Source organism: Methyloversatilis sp. XJ19-13, from assembly GCF_024580155.1.
In the GTDB taxonomy this organism is placed as follows: Bacteria; Pseudomonadota; Gammaproteobacteria; order Burkholderiales; family Rhodocyclaceae; genus Methyloversatilis.
Window position 1 is genome coordinate 88129 of record NZ_JANINH010000005.1, and the last position, 16825, is coordinate 104953.

Annotated in this window: 16 protein-coding genes; 8 read left to right on the forward strand and 8 right to left on the reverse strand. The window is 63.7% G+C overall.

Annotated elements, in window-relative coordinates:
* Positions 1-32: 32 nt before the first annotated feature.
* The 5 genes from NMQ14_RS08490 to NMQ14_RS08510 form a co-directional block, all read right to left on the reverse strand.
* On the reverse strand, positions 33-1577 hold the full coding sequence (locus NMQ14_RS08490; protein WP_257095171.1) for a 2-isopropylmalate synthase: 1545 nt from the start codon (positions 1575-1577) through the stop codon (positions 33-35).
* 237 nt (positions 1578-1814) lie between these two features.
* Positions 1815-2582: a CDP-diacylglycerol--serine O-phosphatidyltransferase gene (pssA, locus tag NMQ14_RS08495; RefSeq protein WP_257095173.1), complete on the reverse strand. Its 768-nt coding sequence runs from the start codon at positions 2580-2582 to the stop codon at positions 1815-1817.
* A gap of 206 nt (positions 2583-2788) precedes the next feature.
* On the reverse strand, positions 2789-3805 hold the full coding sequence (gene ilvC, locus NMQ14_RS08500) for a ketol-acid reductoisomerase (protein WP_069039477.1): 1017 nt from the start codon (positions 3803-3805) through the stop codon (positions 2789-2791).
* Between the two features lie 71 nt (positions 3806-3876).
* On the reverse strand, positions 3877-4368 hold the full coding sequence (ilvN, locus tag NMQ14_RS08505) for an acetolactate synthase small subunit (protein ID WP_257080453.1): 492 nt from the start codon (positions 4366-4368) through the stop codon (positions 3877-3879).
* Between the two features lie 150 nt (positions 4369-4518).
* Positions 4519-6228 carry an acetolactate synthase 3 catalytic subunit gene (locus tag NMQ14_RS08510; protein WP_257095174.1) on the reverse strand — a complete coding sequence of 570 codons (1710 nt, stop codon included), beginning with the start codon at positions 6226-6228 and terminating at the stop codon, positions 4519-4521.
* A 196-nt stretch (positions 6229-6424) separates the two neighbouring features.
* On the opposite strand from NMQ14_RS08510, the gene NMQ14_RS08515 reads away from it, so the two are divergent.
* The 4 genes from NMQ14_RS08515 (at position 6425) to NMQ14_RS08530 (ending at position 8380) form a co-directional block, all read left to right on the forward strand.
* Positions 6425-6991: an RNA polymerase sigma factor gene (locus NMQ14_RS08515; protein WP_257095502.1), complete on the forward strand. Its 567-nt coding sequence runs from the start codon at positions 6425-6427 to the stop codon at positions 6989-6991.
* Positions 6988-7410, forward strand: coding sequence for a DUF3619 family protein (locus NMQ14_RS08520; RefSeq protein WP_257095176.1), 423 nt, complete (start codon positions 6988-6990; stop codon positions 7408-7410). Before NMQ14_RS08515 ends, NMQ14_RS08520 begins: the two co-directional genes overlap by 4 nt.
* A complete protein-coding gene (locus NMQ14_RS08525) occupies positions 7410-7862 on the forward strand; it encodes a DUF3106 domain-containing protein (RefSeq protein ID WP_257095178.1) in 453 nt (150 codons plus the stop codon). The genes NMQ14_RS08520 and NMQ14_RS08525 overlap by 1 nt, the downstream gene beginning before the upstream one ends.
* Positions 7863-7948: 86 nt before the next feature.
* The gene (locus NMQ14_RS08530) at positions 7949-8380 is read left to right on the forward strand and encodes an RDD family protein (protein ID WP_257095179.1); all 432 of its coding nucleotides are present in this window, start codon (positions 7949-7951) and stop codon (positions 8378-8380) included.
* A 30-nt stretch (positions 8381-8410) separates the two neighbouring features.
* On the opposite strand, the gene lptG is transcribed toward NMQ14_RS08530, so the two are convergent.
* Positions 8411-9484, reverse strand: a complete 1074-nt coding sequence (gene lptG, locus NMQ14_RS08535; RefSeq protein ID WP_257095180.1) for an LPS export ABC transporter permease LptG — start codon at positions 9482-9484, stop codon at positions 8411-8413.
* 2 nt (positions 9485-9486) lie between these two features.
* A complete protein-coding gene (gene lptF, locus NMQ14_RS08540) occupies positions 9487-10569 on the reverse strand; it encodes an LPS export ABC transporter permease LptF (protein ID WP_257095181.1) in 1083 nt (360 codons plus the stop codon).
* A gap of 127 nt (positions 10570-10696) precedes the next feature.
* On the opposite strand from lptF, the gene NMQ14_RS08545 reads away from it, so the two are divergent.
* From NMQ14_RS08545 to NMQ14_RS08560, 4 genes are read left to right on the forward strand one after another with little or no spacing between them, the layout of a single operon-like run.
* Positions 10697-12190: a leucyl aminopeptidase gene (locus NMQ14_RS08545; protein ID WP_257095182.1), complete on the forward strand. Its 1494-nt coding sequence runs from the start codon at positions 10697-10699 to the stop codon at positions 12188-12190.
* Positions 12191-12194: 4 nt separating this feature from the next.
* On the forward strand, positions 12195-12623 hold the full coding sequence (locus NMQ14_RS08550) for a DNA polymerase III subunit chi (protein ID WP_257095183.1): 429 nt from the start codon (positions 12195-12197) through the stop codon (positions 12621-12623).
* Positions 12620-13354, forward strand: a complete 735-nt coding sequence (locus NMQ14_RS08555) for a hypothetical protein (RefSeq protein WP_257095184.1) — start codon at positions 12620-12622, stop codon at positions 13352-13354. The genes NMQ14_RS08550 and NMQ14_RS08555 overlap by 4 nt, the downstream gene beginning before the upstream one ends.
* Positions 13355-13383: 29 nt before the next feature.
* Positions 13384-16452, forward strand: a complete 3069-nt coding sequence (locus tag NMQ14_RS08560) for a valine--tRNA ligase (RefSeq protein ID WP_257095185.1) — start codon at positions 13384-13386, stop codon at positions 16450-16452.
* Positions 16453-16560: 108 nt separating this feature from the next.
* Here the strand turns inward: NMQ14_RS08560 and NMQ14_RS08565 are convergent, their stop codons facing one another.
* Complete coding sequence (locus NMQ14_RS08565; RefSeq protein ID WP_069039466.1) at positions 16561-16788, reverse strand: sulfurtransferase TusA family protein; 228 nt, start codon at positions 16786-16788, stop codon at positions 16561-16563.
* Positions 16789-16825 lie beyond the last annotated feature (37 nt).

Below are 16825 nucleotides of genomic sequence, written 5' to 3' on the forward strand. Positions count from 1 at the left end.
AAAGGACGGCGCCCCTGGCGCCGTCCTTCAGGTCAGATCGGGCTTTCGCCTTGGGGATTCAGCTTTTGACCGCCGCGCAGCTTGTTCAGCGCGTTGATGTAGGCCTTGGCCGAAGCCACAATGATGTCGGTGTCCGCGCCCTGACCATTCACGATGCGCCCGCCCTTCGCCAGACGGACGGTCACCTCGCCCTGCGCATCGGTACCGGTGGTGATCGCGTTGACCGAATAAAGCAACAGTTCCGCGTTGCTCATCGCCACCATTTCGATCGCCCGGAACGCCGCGTCGACCGGGCCGCTGCCCTTCGATTCAACGGTCGCCTCCCGACCTGCATCAATCAGCGTCACTGCGGCATGCGGCGTTTCACCGGTTTCCGAACGCACGCTCATGGCGACCAGCTTGTACAGCTCCTCTTCCGGCGTGACCGACTCGTCGCTCATCAGCGCCTGCAGATCCTCGTCGAAGATTTCGTGCTTCTTGTCGGCCAGCTCCTTGAAGGCGGCGAACGCGACGTTCAACTGTTCTTCCGACTCGACCACGATGCCCAGATCGTTCAGGCGTGCGCGGAACGCGTTTCGTCCCGAATGCTTGCCGAGCACCAGCTTGTTGGTGTTCCAGCCCACATCCTCGGCGCGCATGATTTCGTAGGTTTCGCGGTGCTTGAGTACGCCGTCCTGATGAATGCCGGACTCGTGCGCGAAGGCATTGGCACCGACCACCGCCTTGTTCGGCTGCACCGGATAGCCGGTGATGGTCGACACCAGGCGCGACGCCGGCACGATCTGCGTGGCATCGATACGCGTCTCAAGGCCGAACACATCACGCCGGGTACGCACAGCCATGACGATTTCCTCGAGTGACGCATTGCCTGCCCGCTCGCCCAGGCCATTGATCGTGCACTCGACCTGACGTGCACCGGCCATCACCGCGGCAAGCGAATTGGCGACCGCCATTCCGAGATCGTTATGGCAGTGCGTCGACCAGATGACCTTGTCGGCGCCCGGTACCCGCTCGATGAGCTGCTTCATGCGCTCGGCCCACTGCGCCGGCACCGAATAGCCGACCGTATCGGGCACGTTGATGGTCCGGGCACCCGCCTTGATCACCTCGGTAAAGACACGGACCAGGAAATCGATGTCGCTGCGCACGGCGTCTTCGGCCGAGAACTCCACGTCATCCGTGTACTCGAGCGCCCAGCCGACCGACTTGATCGCCTGCGCCACGACCTGATCGGGCGTCATGCGCAGCTTCTTCTCCATGTGGATCGGGCTGGTCGCGATGAAGGTGTGGATGCGCCCGCTGGCGGCCGGCTTGATCGCCTCGCCAGCCCGGCGGATATCGTTCTCGCTGGCACGGGCGAGCGAGCACACGGTGGATTCACGGATGGTTTCCGCCACCGCCCGTACGGACTCGAAGTCACCGTTCGAAGCGGCGGCGAAGCCGGCTTCGATGACGTCGACACGCATGCGCTCGAGTTGGCGGGCAATGCGCAACTTCTCGTCGCGCGTCATCGATGCGCCGGGGCTTTGTTCGCCGTCGCGCAAGGTGGTGTCAAAAATGATCAATCGTTCAGACATGACTTTCTCCGGTATCAGACTGGAATGTTCGGCGTACGGGATCTCACCGCGGTGGCGTTGGCGCACGGCGGGCAGACTTCAGCAAATTTTGGGGAGGAATTAGTGTGCGCGCGAGCGCAGCAGCGGCCGCGCCAGCAGCAGGCGGCGCAGCGAGAGGGAGGACGACGGAAGGCGGATCGCGTTCATGTACCCGAATATAAATGCAATTCCGCGGCCCGGCAATGTCCGTTGTTCGGTTCAGGCCGGCGGCGGGGCCGATTTCCGGGTGAAGAATTTCGCCAGCAGCATGACGTACCCGGACAGCGCATAGGCGACGAACAGGCCGAACAGCACGATCGGCGGGTTCAACGACACCGCAACGAAGGCAAGCACGAAGCCGAAAATGACGATGAAGGGCACACTTCGGCGCAGATTGATGTCCTTGCCACTCCAGAATTTCACGTTGCTGACCATCGTCAGGCCAGCGAACAGGGTGATTGCGAACGCCGCCCAGCGCATGTCCGGGCCGGTGTAGCCATTGTCAGTCGTGACCCACACGAGGCCGGCCACCAGCGCGGCCGCAGCCGGGCTGGGCAAGCCCTGGAAATAGCGCTTGTCCACCGTGCCGAGATTCGTGTTGAAGCGCGCCAGTCGCAATGCCGCGCCAGCGCAGTAGATGAAGGCGGCAATCCAGCCCCATTTCCCGAGGCCGCGCATGGCCCACTCGTAGGCGATCAGCGCAGGCGCGGCGCCAAAGGACACCATGTCCGAAAGCGAGTCGTACTCGGCGCCGAACGCGGACTGCGTGTGGGTCAGGCGCGCCACCCGACCATCAAGCCCATCAAGCACCATGGCGACAAAAATGGCGACAGCGGCGTACTCGTAGCGGCCGTTCATGGCCTGCACGATCGCGTAGAAGCCCGCAAACAGGGAGGCTGTGGTGAACAGATTGGGCAGGATGTAGATGCCGCGCCGACGTTTCAGCGGGTCGGCCGGTTTCACGTACTGCGGGTCGTACTCTGACATGCGCTCACTCCGGCAAACCCTGCGCAACAGCAGCGCGCAAGGCAGAACAGTGCGTCCAGGGCGATCCGGCGGACGCCATGCGAACAGGTCCGCCATCATGAACGATCCATGCCTCAGGGCACGACCGGCATCATCCAAGCCCGGAAAGGAAAAGCCCGATCAGTCCACGCACATGCGCAGACTGATCGGGCCGCACAGGCACCGAATCAGTTCTTCGACTGGTCGACCAGCTTGTTCTTCGCGATCCAGGGCATCATCGCACGCAGCTCGGCACCGACCTTCTCGATCTCGTGATTCGCGGTCAGGCGACGACGGGCGGTCATTTCCGGGTAGTTGGTGCGGCCTTCGAGAATGAAGCGCTTGGCGTAATTGCCGTTCTGGATGTTGTCCAGGCACTCCTTCATCGCGGCACGGGCTTCGGCGCCGATGATGCGCGGGCCGGTCACGTACTCACCATACTCGGCGTTGTTCGAGATCGAGTAGTTCATGTTGGCAATGCCACCTTCGAAGATCAGATCAACGATCAGCTTCACTTCGTGCAGGCATTCGAAGTAGGCCATTTCCGGTGCGTAGCCTGCATCCGTCAGCGTTTCGTAACCGGCCTTGATCAGTTCGACCAGACCGCCGCACAGCACGGTCTGTTCGCCGAACAGATCCGTTTCGGTCTCTTCGCGGAACGAGGTTTCGATCACGCCGCCCTTGGTGCCGCCGTTGGCCGCAGAGTAAGACAGCGCGAGATCACGCGCCTTGCCCGACTTGTCCTGATACACAGCGATCAGCGACGGCACGCCGCCTCCGCGCAGGTATTCGGAACGAACCGTATGACCGGGGCCCTTCGGCGCAATCATCACGACATCGAGGTCGGCGCGCGGCACGACCTGGTTGTAGTGGATGTTGAAACCATGCGCGAATGCGAGCGTCGCACCCTTCTTGATGTTCGGCTCGATATCGCCGTAGTACACCTGCGGAATGTTCTCGTCCGGCAGCAGGATCATGACCAGATCCGCGCCCTTCACTGCCTCTGCCACTTCCTTCACCTTCAGGCCGGCACCTTCAGCCTTCTTCCAGGATACGCCGCCCTTGCGCAGGCCGACCGTGACCTTGACGCCGGAATCGGACAGGTTCTGTGCGTGGGCATGGCCTTGCGAACCATAACCGACGATGGTGACTTTCTTGCCTTTGATGAGGGACAGGTCAGCGTCCTTGTCGTAGAAGACTTTCATGGGTTTTCCCTTATACGTGTGGGTTTGAGCGGTGATGTGGTACGTGAAGGTGATACGGATTCGGTTGCTGCCTACAGACGCAATATGCGATCGCCGCGGCCGATGCCGCAGACGCCGGTACGCACGGTTTCCAGGATCAGCGACGCATCGATGGCGCCGACGAAGGAATCGAGTTTGGACGTGTTGCCGGTCAGCTCGATGACATAGGTCGAGTCGGTCACGTCGATGATGCGGCCGCGGAAGATGTCGGCGACCCGCTTCAGTTCTTCACGGTCCTTGCCGGTCGCGCGCACCTTGATCAGCATGAGCTCGCGCTCGACGTGTGCGGCTTCGGACAGGTCAACCACCTTGACCACCTCGATCAGCTTGTTCAGCTGCTTGGTGATCTGTTCGATGATGTCATCCGAACCGGTGGAAATGATGGTCATGCGCGACAGCGACACGTCTTCGGTCGGTGCCACGGTCAGCGATTCGATGTTGTAGCCGCGAGCGGAAAACAGCCCGGACACGCGAGACAGTGCGCCTGCCTCGTTTTCGATCAATACGGATATGACGTGCCTCATTGCGAGCGCCTTGGTAGGGATTGCAGAGACCGCTGCCGCGGAAACGGGCTGCCGGAGGCCGGTGCCCGGTGCCTGCCGGGCGGGTAATCCCGGCAGGCGGACTGGTCGGCCTGACCGGCCAGTTCCGCGTACAGCAGCGTTCGAATACGGTTACAGGTCTTCCGAAGACAGGATCATGTCGGTCAGACCCTTGCCGCCCATCACCATCGGATAGACGTTTTCGGTCTGGTCGACCTGGAAGTCGAGGAACACCAGATCATTCTTGCGCTTGAACGCTTCGCGCAGTGCGCCTTCGACATCGCCCGGCTTTTCGATGCGCATGCCGATGTGGCCATAGGCTTCTGCCAGCTTCGGGAAATCCGGCAGCGAATCCATGTACGACTCCGAGTAGCGGTTGCCGTGGATGATTTCCTGCCACTGGCGGACCATGCCCAGATAGCGGTTGTTCAGGCTGCAGATCTTGAGCGGGATACGGTACTGCTTGCAGGTCGACAGTTCCTGGATGTTCATCTGCACCGAACCTTCGCCAGTCACCACCGCAACAGGCGATCCCGGGTGGGCGAGCTGCACGCCGATACCGTAGGGAATGCCCACGCCCATCGTGCCCAGACCACCGGAATTGAGCCAGCGGCGCGGCTTGTCGAACTTGTAGTACTGGGCTGCCCACATCTGGTGCTGACCGACGTCGGACGTCACGAACGCATCGCCCTTGGTCACTTCCCAGAGCTTCTCGATGACGAACTGCGGCTTGATGATTTCGTCGCTCTGCTTGTACTTCAGGCAGTCGCGGCGGCGCCATTCCTCGATCTGCTTCCACCACTCGCCGAGCGCTTCCTGGTCGGGGCGGTCAGCCGAGCCATCGAGCAGACGAAGGATGTCGTCCAGTACGTCCGGCAGGTTGCCGACGATCGGCACATCCACCTTCACGCGTTTGGAGATCGACGACGGATCGATGTCGATGTGAATGATCTTGCGGGCAATGCGCGCGAAGTCGGCCGGATTGCCGATCACGCGGTCGTCGAACCGGGCGCCGACGGCAATCAGCACGTCGCAGTACTGCATCGCCATGTTCGCTTCGTAGTTGCCATGCATGCCAAGCATGCCGACGAACTGCTTGTCGGTCGCCGGGTAGGCGCCGAGGCCCATCAGCGTATTGGTGCACGGCGCGCCGAGCGTGCGCACGAGCTTCGTGAGCTGCTCCGAACAGTCCGACAGGATGACGCCGCCGCCGGCGTAGATCATCGGGCGCTTGGCGTCGAGCAACAGCTGTACCGCCTTCTTGATCTGGCCCTGATGCCCCTTGATGATCGGATTGTACGAACGCATCGTCACCGATTTCGGGTACTCGTACTCTGCCTTCGCGATCGTGATGTCCTTCGGGATATCGACCAGCACCGGGCCAGGGCGGCCGGTCTTCGCAATGTAGAAGGCCTTCTTGATGGTGCTGGCGATGTCCTTCGCGTCCTTGACCAGGAAATTGTGCTTCACGCACGGACGCGTGATGCCGACCGTGTCGCACTCCTGGAAGGCGTCCTGGCCGATGGCGGCCGTCGGCACCTGGCCGGAAATGATCACCATCGGGATGGAGTCCATATACGCCGTGGCAATGCCGGTGATGGCATTGGTGACACCGGGACCGGACGTGACGAGCGCAACCCCTACACGGTCAGTCGAGCGCGAGTAGGCATCGGCCGCATGCAGCGCGGCCTGTTCGTGCCGGACGAGTACATGGCGTACCGCGTCCTGCTTGAAAAGCTCGTCGTACAGGTACAGGACGGCACCGCCCGGATACCCGAACACGTATTCGACCTTTTCTTCCGCAAGGCACCTGACTACAATTTCCGCTCCGGTCAATAGCATTGAACCACCTGTATAAAATTTCCGGAAAAGCGCCAGAGGGTAGCCTGCACCTGTTGTGTGGTCAAGGCATTTGTCCGCCGCCGGCCCGACGATCCGGGCTGATCCGGGCGCCCCGTCCGTCGGGAACCTGGCCCCCATCCGATCGATCCAGAACACACTGACCGTTCGGCGCAGATCACCCCTAGAAGGAATCAATCTGGCTTCCAGAGAAGAATTGTCGAACTTTCTCGCCGCCGTGGAACGTCGTGCCTTCAAACAGGCTGTTTTCGCGCTGCGCAACGACGAATCCGCGCTCGACGCCGTGCAGGACGCAATGCTCAAACTGGCCGAAAAGTACAGTGACCGGCCGGCGGGCGAGTTTCCCATGCTGTTCCAGCGCATCCTGCAGAACGTCATCCGCGACGCATTCCGGCGGCGCAAGGTACGCTCGACCTGGACGACACTGCTGTCGGCCTTTTCGGGCGCGGATGACGATGACGATTACGACCCGCTTGACACCATGGTGGTCGACGACCCGTCATCACTCGGCCGCAGCCCGGAGCAGAACGTCGGGCAGGCGGAGGTGATGGCGCTCATCGAGCGGGAGATTGCCCGGCTCCCGGGCCGTCAACGAGAGGCATTCCTGATGCGTTACTGGGAAGAAATGGATATTTCCGAAACCGCGGCGGTCATGGGCTGCTCCGAGGGCAGCGTGAAGACGCACTGCTCGCGCGCGACGCACTCTTTGGCCGCCGCCCTGAAACTGCGCGGCGTCAAGCTATGAACAATCCCGTCATCAGGCCCGAGCCGACCGGGCTCGAACAGGCAGCGGTCGGCCAGCGCGCACATGCCGCACTGGAAGCCGCGAGCGCCGGACTGGCGCCCGACATCGTGTTCCGTCTGAGCCAGTCGCGCGAGAAAGCGCTTGCGCTGCATGCATCGAAACGCCGGACGCCGATCGCCCTGTTTCAGCTGGCCGGCCTTCCGGGCACCGGCCAGCACTGGCTGCGCGACGTCATCACGCCGGCGCTCGGTATCGTCATGCTGGCTGCGGTCGCCACTTTTGCCGGGCAATATGCCGCGAACGCCAATCACAGCGAAGTCATTGAAATCGACAGTACACTGCTGACCGACGACCTGCCGATCGATGCCTACCTCGACCGGGGCTTTGCCGCTTGGGTCGCGCACCAGGGAGGTGTCTGATGCGCACCCTGCTGTGCGTGGTTTCGGTACTGCTGGCCTTCACCGCAGCCGTCCCTGCACAGGCCGGCGAGCAGCCCGGCTGGCAGCAACTGAGCGCGGCGCAGCGCGATGTGCTCGCGCCGCTGGGGGGTGACTGGAACCACCTTGACGATGACAGGCGCCGGAAATGGCTCGAACTGGCGCAGCGATTTCCGTCGATGACACCCGATGAACAGGCGCGCATGCGCGCTCGCATGAGCTACTGGTCCAGCCTTACACCGGAGGAGCGGGTCGAGGCACGCGAGCGCTACAAGCGCCTGCAGGCCATGCCGCCCGATCAACGCGAAGCACTTGCGCGCAAGTGGGAAGCCTACGAAAGCCTGTCGCGCGAAGAACGCAAACGCTTCAATGACAGTCAACGCCCGGCAGAGAAAGCGCCGGGAGCCGCCGCCGCGACCCCGTTACGCAAGTAAACTGTGCATGTTCTCCACGGTTCGCCGGAGTGCGCTTCGCATTCCAGCCAGCCTTGGGTCGCCATTTCACGCTGCCTGACTGCCCGATGTCCGACCTCATCCGTTTTCCGGCCGCCGGCCTGCGCCGCCGCCTCGCCTCGTTGCTGTACGAATCCCTGTTGTTGCTGGGCGTGCTGGCCGCTGGCTTCATGCTGCCATATCTGTTGATAGGCCTGTTCTTCGAGGTCGCACCACAGGGCTGGTTTGCCTGGCTGCACGCCGGTGCGCTGCTCGGCCTGTATTTCGTGCATTACTGGCATACCGGCGGGCAGACGCTGGCCATGCAGACCTGGGGCATCCGGGTGGTCGACGCGACGCAGGACAACCCACCGCACTGGCGCCGCGCCATGCTGCGCTATCTGCTGAGCTGGCCTTCGGTGCTGTTCTGCGGCGCCGGACTGATCTGGGCACTGTTCGATCGCGAGCGCCAGTTTCTGCATGACCGGCTGGCCGGCACGCGGGTGATCCGCGTCAAGTAACCTGCCAGGAAGGTCTGGTGGAGTAGACGTTCATCGCCGGTCTTCCCACCACAGCATGGCGGCTGCAGCGAACATGAAGAGCAGTCCCGGCGTCAGCGCCGCCGCATAGGGCGGCCACGAATTGATGGCGCCCAGGTTGGAAAACAGCCCGTTCAGCATGTGGAAGAACACGCCGATCATCACGCCGGTAAACACCTTGATGCTGACCGCGGCATTGCGGTTGTGCATGTAGGCAAACGGCAACGCAAGCGCCAGCATCACGATGCAGGCGAGCGGATAGGTAAATTTCTTCCACAACGCAATTTCGTAGCGACCGGTTTCCTGCCGGTTGTCGACCAGGTGCTGGATGTAGTGCCAGAGCTTCCAGGCCGACATGCGTTCGGGCACGACCAGCATGACACTCATCACATCGGGGCTCAGACCCGATTCCCACACCAGGCTGTCCGATCGGCTCACCCGCGCACCCTTGTTGGTGAACTCGGTGCGGGTGACGTCGGTCAGCGTCCAGCCCTCGGGCGGCAGATAGGCGGCCCCGGCGGCTTCGAGCACCGACAGCAGCACACGGCTGTCGTTGAACTCGAAAATGCGAAGCTGCTGCAATTTGCCATCGGGCGTCACGCTGCCCACATTCACGAAGTCGTTCTCGTCCTTGATCCAGAAGCCGCTGCGGAATTCGCTGGTCAGCAACTGCGAGCGGGCGGCGAGCTTCAGTTCCTGCGCCGCCTTCTCGGCGGGCGGTGCAACGAACTCGCCGGTGACGAAGGTCAACACCACAAAGGGCAGCCCGATACGTGCGAGCAGACGCAGGAGTTGCGGCGTGGACACGCCCGACACCCGCAGCACGGTGATTTCGGAATGGCGCGACAGTGTGGTCAGCGAATACAGCCCGCCGATCAACACTGCGATCGGCAGCGTTTCGTACACTCGACCGGGCATGGTCAATACCGTGTACATCACCGCATGTTCGAGCCCGTAATTGCCGCGCCCGAGGTTGTCCAGTTCGTTGATCAGGTCGAAAAAGCCGAACAGTCCGAGAAAGGACGCCAACACCAGCAGGGTGGCCAGCACGACTTCGCGACGCAGGTAGCGTTCGTGTATGAGCATGGTCAGCGGTTCGCCCAGGCCCGTGGAACGTGAGCGTATGCGCGCCACGCAAACAGGAGGGCGAGCAGCAGGAACATGCCACCGTGCAGCGACCACAGTGCGCCGGACAGCGACAGCTTGCCCTGTGCAACCCAGGCCTGTGTGATGCTCAGCAGGTTCGAATACATCAGGTAGATCAGCAGCGCGGTCAGCAGATTGGTGGCGCGGCCGGCGCGCGGATTGACGAACGAAAGCGGAATCGCCAGCAGCGCCAGATTGATCGCAGCGATCGGCAGCCCGATGCGGAACGCCAGTTCGCCATTGTTCGGCGGCGTCGGATCGGCCAGAAGTTCCTCGACGGTGCGCAGATAAGGTCGTGACTCCACGCCCTGCGCTTCACGCGTTTCGATGCGCACCGCGTAGCGCTCGAATTCCATCACGCGATACTCCGGACTGCCCGGCACGCCCTCGTAGCGACGCCCTTCGAGCATCACGACGAAGCGGTCGCCGTTGTCCACCGTCTGCGTGTAGCCGTCGCCGGCCACCATCACCCCCAGCTTGCCCCTGTCGGTCGTGCTGACGAAGATGTTCTTCACCGCACCGTCCTTGCCCTCGCCGCTTTCCACGAAGAATACGCGGTCTGCCTGGGACGACTCGCGGAAGCTGCCGGGCGACATCTGGGCCACGTCATCGCGATTGCTCATGCGGGTGCGGAATTCGGCGCTCTTGTTCAGCGCCCAAGGCGCCAGATAGAGCGACAGCACCGCCACCAGCACGGTCAGCGGCACGGCAAACACCAGCACCGGGCGTATCCAGGCGGTCAGGGACACGCCGGTCGAAAACCACACGACCATTTCCGAATCGCGCCAGCTGCGCGACATCGACAGCAGGATGGCGATGAACAGCGTGAGCGACAGGATGACCGACATGTAGCGCAGCGCGCCGAAGCCGAGCAGCGCCATTACCGCTTCGGATGCCACCTTTCCGCCGGCCGCCTGTCCGAGCAGGCGGACGAGCTGCGTGGACAGCACGATGGCAAACAGGGCCACGAAGACCGTCAAGGCTGTGCTGGCGAATTCGCGCAGGGCGGCGCGCTGGAAGATCAAGCCTGGGGCTCCGTGCGGAACAACTCGGCGCCGGGGCACCGAGCAGCGTTCTTTTTTGACTCGTGTGCGGCTTCACGCCGATAATCAGGCGGTTTGAAGCGGCGCGAATTGACTTGAGGAGAAGCGGGTGGAATTTAGCATAAAGAGCGGCAGCCCCGAGAAACTGCGCACGGGCGCACTGATCGTCGGCGTCTACGAATCCCGCAAGCTCACAGCCGCTGCTGCTGCGCTGGACGCGGCGAGCAAGGGCCGCATCGGCGAAATCACCGGCAGCGGCGACATGGAAGGCAAGGCGGGCAGCACGCTGCTGCTGCACAAGCTGCCCGGCGTTGCCGCCGAGCGCGTACTGTTGGTCGGTCTGGGCAAGGAGAAGGAATTCGGCGCCCGCGAATACCGCGATGCCGTCGCTGCAGCCGTGCGCGCGCTGCGCGACACGGGTGCTTCCGACGCGGTGTGCGCGCTGGCCGACGAGGCGCCGCGCAAGTCCGGCGGCGCACGCGCGCTGCGCCAGGCGGCGAGCACCGTGCTCGACGTGCTGTACCGCTACGACACGCACGCGCGCCACAAGAAGGATGAATCGCGTGCGCTGGCAAAGATGGCCTTCACGCTACCGAAGAAATGCAGCGCCAGTGCAGCCGACGAGGCGCTGGTGCAGGGTGCCGCCATCGGCCACGCCCTCGCCTTCACGAAAACCCTGGGCAATCTGCCGCCCAATGTCTGCACGCCGACCTATCTGGCCGAGCAGGCGCTCGAACTGGGCCGCAAGAGCGGCATCGCGGTGACCGTGCTGGAACGCGCCGACATGCAGAAACTGGGCATGGGTTCGTTGCTGTCGGTGTCAGCGGGCACCCGCCAGCCACCGAAATTCATTGCCATGGAGTATCGCGCCGGCAAGAAGGCCGATGCACCGGTGGTGCTGGTCGGCAAGGGCGTCACGTTTGACTCCGGCGGCATTTCGCTCAAGCCCGGTGAAGGCATGGACGAAATGAAGTACGACATGTGCGGCGCCGCCAGCGTGCTCGGCACGCTGCAGGCCATCGCGGCGATGAAACTGCCGATCAATGTGGTCGGCCTGATCCCGACGGTCGAAAACATGCCGGGCGGCGCGGCAACCCGTCCGGGCGATGTGGTCAAGTCGATGTCCGGCCAGACCATCGAAATCCTCAATACAGACGCCGAAGGCCGGCTCATCCTGTGCGATGCGCTGACCTACGCGGAACGTTTCGAGCCGGCCTGCGTGGTCGACATCGCCACGCTGACCGGCGCCTGCATCATCGCGCTCGGCCACGTCACCAGCGGCCTGATGGCGAACGACGACGCGCTGGCCGACGAATTGCTGGCCGCCGGCCAGAGCGCGCTCGACCGCGCTTGGCGGCTGCCGATCTGGGACGACTACCAGGAGCAGTTGAAGAGCAACTTCGCCGACATGGGCAATATCGGCGGTCGACCGGCCGGCTCCATCACCGCCGCCTGCTTCCTTTCCCGCTTCACGAAGAAGTACAAGTGGGCGCATCTGGACATCGCCGGCACGGCCTGGAAGAGCGGCAAGGACAAGGGCGCGACCGGCCGGCCGGTACCGCTTTTGGTGAATTTCCTGCTCGAACGCGCCGGCAAGCTCTGAGCCCATGCCCCGGGTCGACTTCCACCACGACGCGCCCGACAAGCTGCGCCACGCCTGCGAACTGGTCGCCGGCTGGCACGCTGCCGGGCGCCGGGTGTGGATCCATTGCGCCGACGACCTGCTCGCGGCGCGCATCGACCAGATGTTGTGGACGTTCGAGCACCTCGCCTTCGTGCCGCATGTGCGCGACGGCCACCCGCTGGCCGACACCAGCCCGGTGCGCATCGGTCGCGATCCTGCGCTGGCGCCGGCCGACGCGGTGCTGCTGAACCTGTCGGTCCAGGTACCTGAAGGCTTCGAGCAGCGCGAGCACATCGTCGAAATCGTCGGCCACGACGCCGAGGACCGCGAAGCCGCCCGCGCGCGCTTCGTGCTCTACCGGCAGCACGGCTGTGATCTGCACACCCGACACGCCACGGCGGAGACCGCATGAGTGATGACCTGCTTGGACGAGCAGACAGCCTGATGCGGCGCAGCCGCAGCTTTGTCGCCGGTCACGCCACGCCGGCCCCGGTCGACGACGGCATTCCGCTGCTGACCGAAGCCATCGATCTTGACGCGCTGATCGCCGTACCGGAACCGGAAGACCGGACGGAGGAAATCACCGCACAGGTCACCGCCGAAGTCACTGAACGCGTCACGGCCGAAGTGACTGCAGCCGTGACAGAGCGCGTCACCGCTGAAGTTGCGGCTGCGGTGGCGGCAGACGTAACGCAGCAGGTAACGACGGAAGTCACCGAACAGGTCACGCGCGACGTCACCGAGCGCGTCACGCGGGAAGTCGCCGCGCAGACACGGCTGGATCTGCTGGATGAGGCCCGCCATGCGGTCCGGGCGGAAATCAGAACGGAGCTCCGGGACGCGCTGCAGCAGAACACCTCGCATGCCCTCACGCAGCAGTTCAGTGATCTGGCGCCGCTGATCCAGAGCCTGATCGACGACTGGAGCCGCACCACCTTGCCGGCGCTGGTCGGGCTTGAACTGCGCGCCGCGCTCGAAGCCGCGATGGGTGCCGCCGTCGACAACGCCATGGCGCGCATCCGCGAACAGGCGGTGCTCGACCTGCGCGACACCATCGCCGGTGAAATCGAGGCGCGCAGCGTGGCAGTGGTCACCGCCGCGCTGTCCCGCGACCCGTCGGAAGCACCGGACCAGCCTCTATAATCGACGGTTTGCTTTCACGCGAACCCGTCATGACGCTGGCCAAGAGCTTCGAACCGGCCGACATCGAGCGCCGCTGGTACCCCGAGTGGGAATCGCGCGGCTACTTCGCTGCCGGTCTGGACACAGACACCCCGAACAAGCCCAACTTCTGCATCCTGCTGCCGCCGCCCAACGTCACCGGCACGCTGCACATGGGTCACGGCTTCAACCAGACCCTGATGGACGCGCTGACGCGCTACCACCGCATGCGCGGCGACAACACGCTGTGGCAGCCGGGCACCGACCACGCGGGCATCGCCACGCAGATCGTGGTTGAGCGCCAGCTCGACGCCCAGGGCATCTCCCGCCACGACCTCGGCCGCGAGGCATTCGTGAAGAAGGTGTGGGAGTGGAAGGAATTTTCCGGCTCGACCATCACGCGCCAGATGCGCCGGCTGGGCACCTCGCCCGACTGGACGCGCGAACGCTTCACGATGGACGAAGGCCTGTCGAAAATCGTCACCGAAACCTTCGTCCGCCTGCATGAAGAAGGCCTGATCTACCGCGGCAAGCGCCTCGTGAATTGGGACCCGGTGCTGGGCACGGCGGTGTCCGACCTCGAAGTGGTGCAGGAGGAAGAAGCTGGCTCGCTGTGGCACATCCGCTATCCGCTGGCCGATGGCTCCGGCCATCTGACCGTCGCCACCACTCGTCCGGAAACCATGCTGGGCGACGTCGCCGTGATGGTGCACCCGGAAGACGAACGCTACGCCGCGCTGATCGGCAAAACCGTGAAGCTGCCGCTGACCGACCGCGAAATTCCGGTCATCGCCGACGACTATGTCGATCGCGAATTTGGCACCGGCGTCGTCAAGGTGACCCCGGCGCACGACTTCAACGACTACGCGGTGTGGGAACGCCACAAGGACGACCTCAAGGCACAGCCCGGCGGCGGACTTTTGTCGGTTATCGGGCTCGATGGGCGAATGGTATCTGCGGGCAATAATCCAGCACTGAGTGCTCTAGCGAAGCTTCCCGATAACACCTATGTGCGCAGCAGTCCCGAGGAGGCTGGCGGCGGGTTCATGCCAGAATCGTTCGTCCCTATGGCTTATCAAGGACTTGACCGCTTCGCCGCCCGCAAGGCGATCGTCGCCGACCTCGAAGCTGCCGGCCTGCTGGACAAGACCGACAAGCACACGCTGAAGGTGCCGCGCGGTGACCGTACCAATGCGGTGATCGAGCCCATGCTGACCGACCAGTGGTTCGTCGCGATGAGCAAGCCGGGTGCCGACGGCAAGAGCATCACGCAGAAGGCGCTCGACGTGGTGGCCAGCGGCGAGATCCGCTTCCACCCGGAAAACTGGGTGAACACCTACAACCAGTGGCTGAACAACATCCAGGACTGGTGCATTTCGCGTCAGCTGTGGTGGGGCCACCAGATCCCGGCCTGGTACGACGACAGCGGAAACGTGTTCGTCGCGCACTCGGAAGCCGAGGCCTACCAGAAGTATTTCGAACATCTCGCGCAGGCGAATCCGGACCTGAAGCGCCTCGCCGTCGCCACCGCGATGGCGCGCGAAATGTCCGGCGACACGCTTCCGGACGTTGGCCGCAACTACGCGATCAAGGAAAACCTGCCGCTTCTCAAACGCGACGAAGACGTGCTCGACACCTGGTACTCGTCGGCGCTGTGGCCCTTCTCGACGCTGGACTGGACACCGGACTGGGAGCCGGGCAACCCGGAAAAGAGCAATCCGGCGCTCGACCTCTACCTGCCGTCGTCGGTGCTGGTGACCGGCTTCGACATCATCTTCTTCTGGGTGGCGCGCATGGTCATGATGACCACGCACATCACCGGGAAGATTCCGTTCCGCGATGTCTATGTGCACGGCCTGATCCGCGACGCGGAAGGCCAGAAGATGTCGAAGTCCAAGGGCAATGTGCTGGACCCGATCGACCTGATCGACGGCATCGCGCTTGACGACCTGGTAAAGAAGCGCACCACCGGCCTGATGAATCCGAAGCAGGCGGAACAGATCGAGAAGCGCACGCGCAAGGAGTTTCCGGACGGCATCCCCGCCTTCGGCACCGACGCGCTGCGCTTCACCTTCGCCTCGCTCGCCAGCCCCGGCCGCGACATCAAGTTCGACATGCAGCGCTGCGAGGGCTACCGCAACTTCTGCAACAAGCTGTGGAACGCCACCCGCTTCGTGCTGATGAACTGCGAAGGGCAGGACTGCGGGATGGCGCCGTGCAACGAAGACTGCGGCCCGGACGGCGCATTGCATTTCCAGGCGCCCGACCTGTGGATCGTCAGCGAATTGCAGCGCGTCGAAGCCGAAGTCGAGAAGCAGTTCGGCGACTACCGCTTCGACCTGGTGGCGCAGGCCATCTACCGTTTCGTGTGGGACGAGTACTGCGACTGGTATCTCGAACTGGCCAAGGTGCAGGTCCAGAACGGCACACCGGCGCAGCAGCGCGCCACGCGCCGCACCCTGCTGCGCGTGCTCGAAACCGTGCTGCGCCTGGCCCATCCGCTGATTCCGTTCATCACGGAAGAGCTGTGGCAGACGGTCGCACCGCTGGCGGCACGCAAGGAGGGCGATTCGATCCAGATCGTGCGCTATCCGCAGGCGGTGCCCAGCCGCATCGACGCGACGGCCGATGCCTGGGTGATCGAACTGAAGTCCATGGTCGACGCCTGCCGCAGCCTGCGTGGCGAAATGGGCGTATCGCCGGCGTTGAAGGTACCGCTGCTGGCCGCTGGCAATGTCGAGGCGATCACGGGCTACGCGCCCTACCTCGCGGCGCTCGCCAGGCTGAGCGAAGTACAGGCTGTCGGCGACGCGTTGCCGGCTTCGCCGGCACCGGTGCAGGTGGTCGGGGATTTCCGTCTGCTGCTGAAGATCGAGATCGACGTGGCCGCCGAGCGCGAGCGCATCGGCAAGGAAATCGCGCGAGTCAGCGGCGAGATCGCCAAGTGCGAAGCCAAGCTGGGCAACGAAAGCTTCGTCGGCCGTGCGCCGGCCAATGTGGTCGAACAGGAACGCAAGCGCATGACCGACTTTGGCGATCTGCGGGGCAAGCTGAAGGAACAGCTCGGCCGGCTGGGCTGAGACGCAGCGTCAGGGCGCACGGAGCAAACCTTGGCCCTGGCCGCCTGCAACAGCAGGCCTTTGCCGTGCAGGCGATCCGGTCGTCAGCCCTGCGATATGTCTCGTGCCTTACTTGCGGCGCAGCAGAAAGGCGAATTCCTTGTTCGCGTCGCTGCTTTCGAGCAGCGTGTTGCCGGTCTGGCGTGCAAAGGCTTCGAAGTCGCGCACCGCACCGGGGTCGGTCGCGACCACGCGCAATACCTGGCCGCTGCTCATTTCGGACAGCGCCTTCTTCGTGCGCAGGATGGGCAGCGGACAATTCAGGCCGCGCGCATCGAGTTCCTTGTCGAATTCCATGTCTGCTCCGGTCGCTCGGGTCGCGATGAAAGGAGCG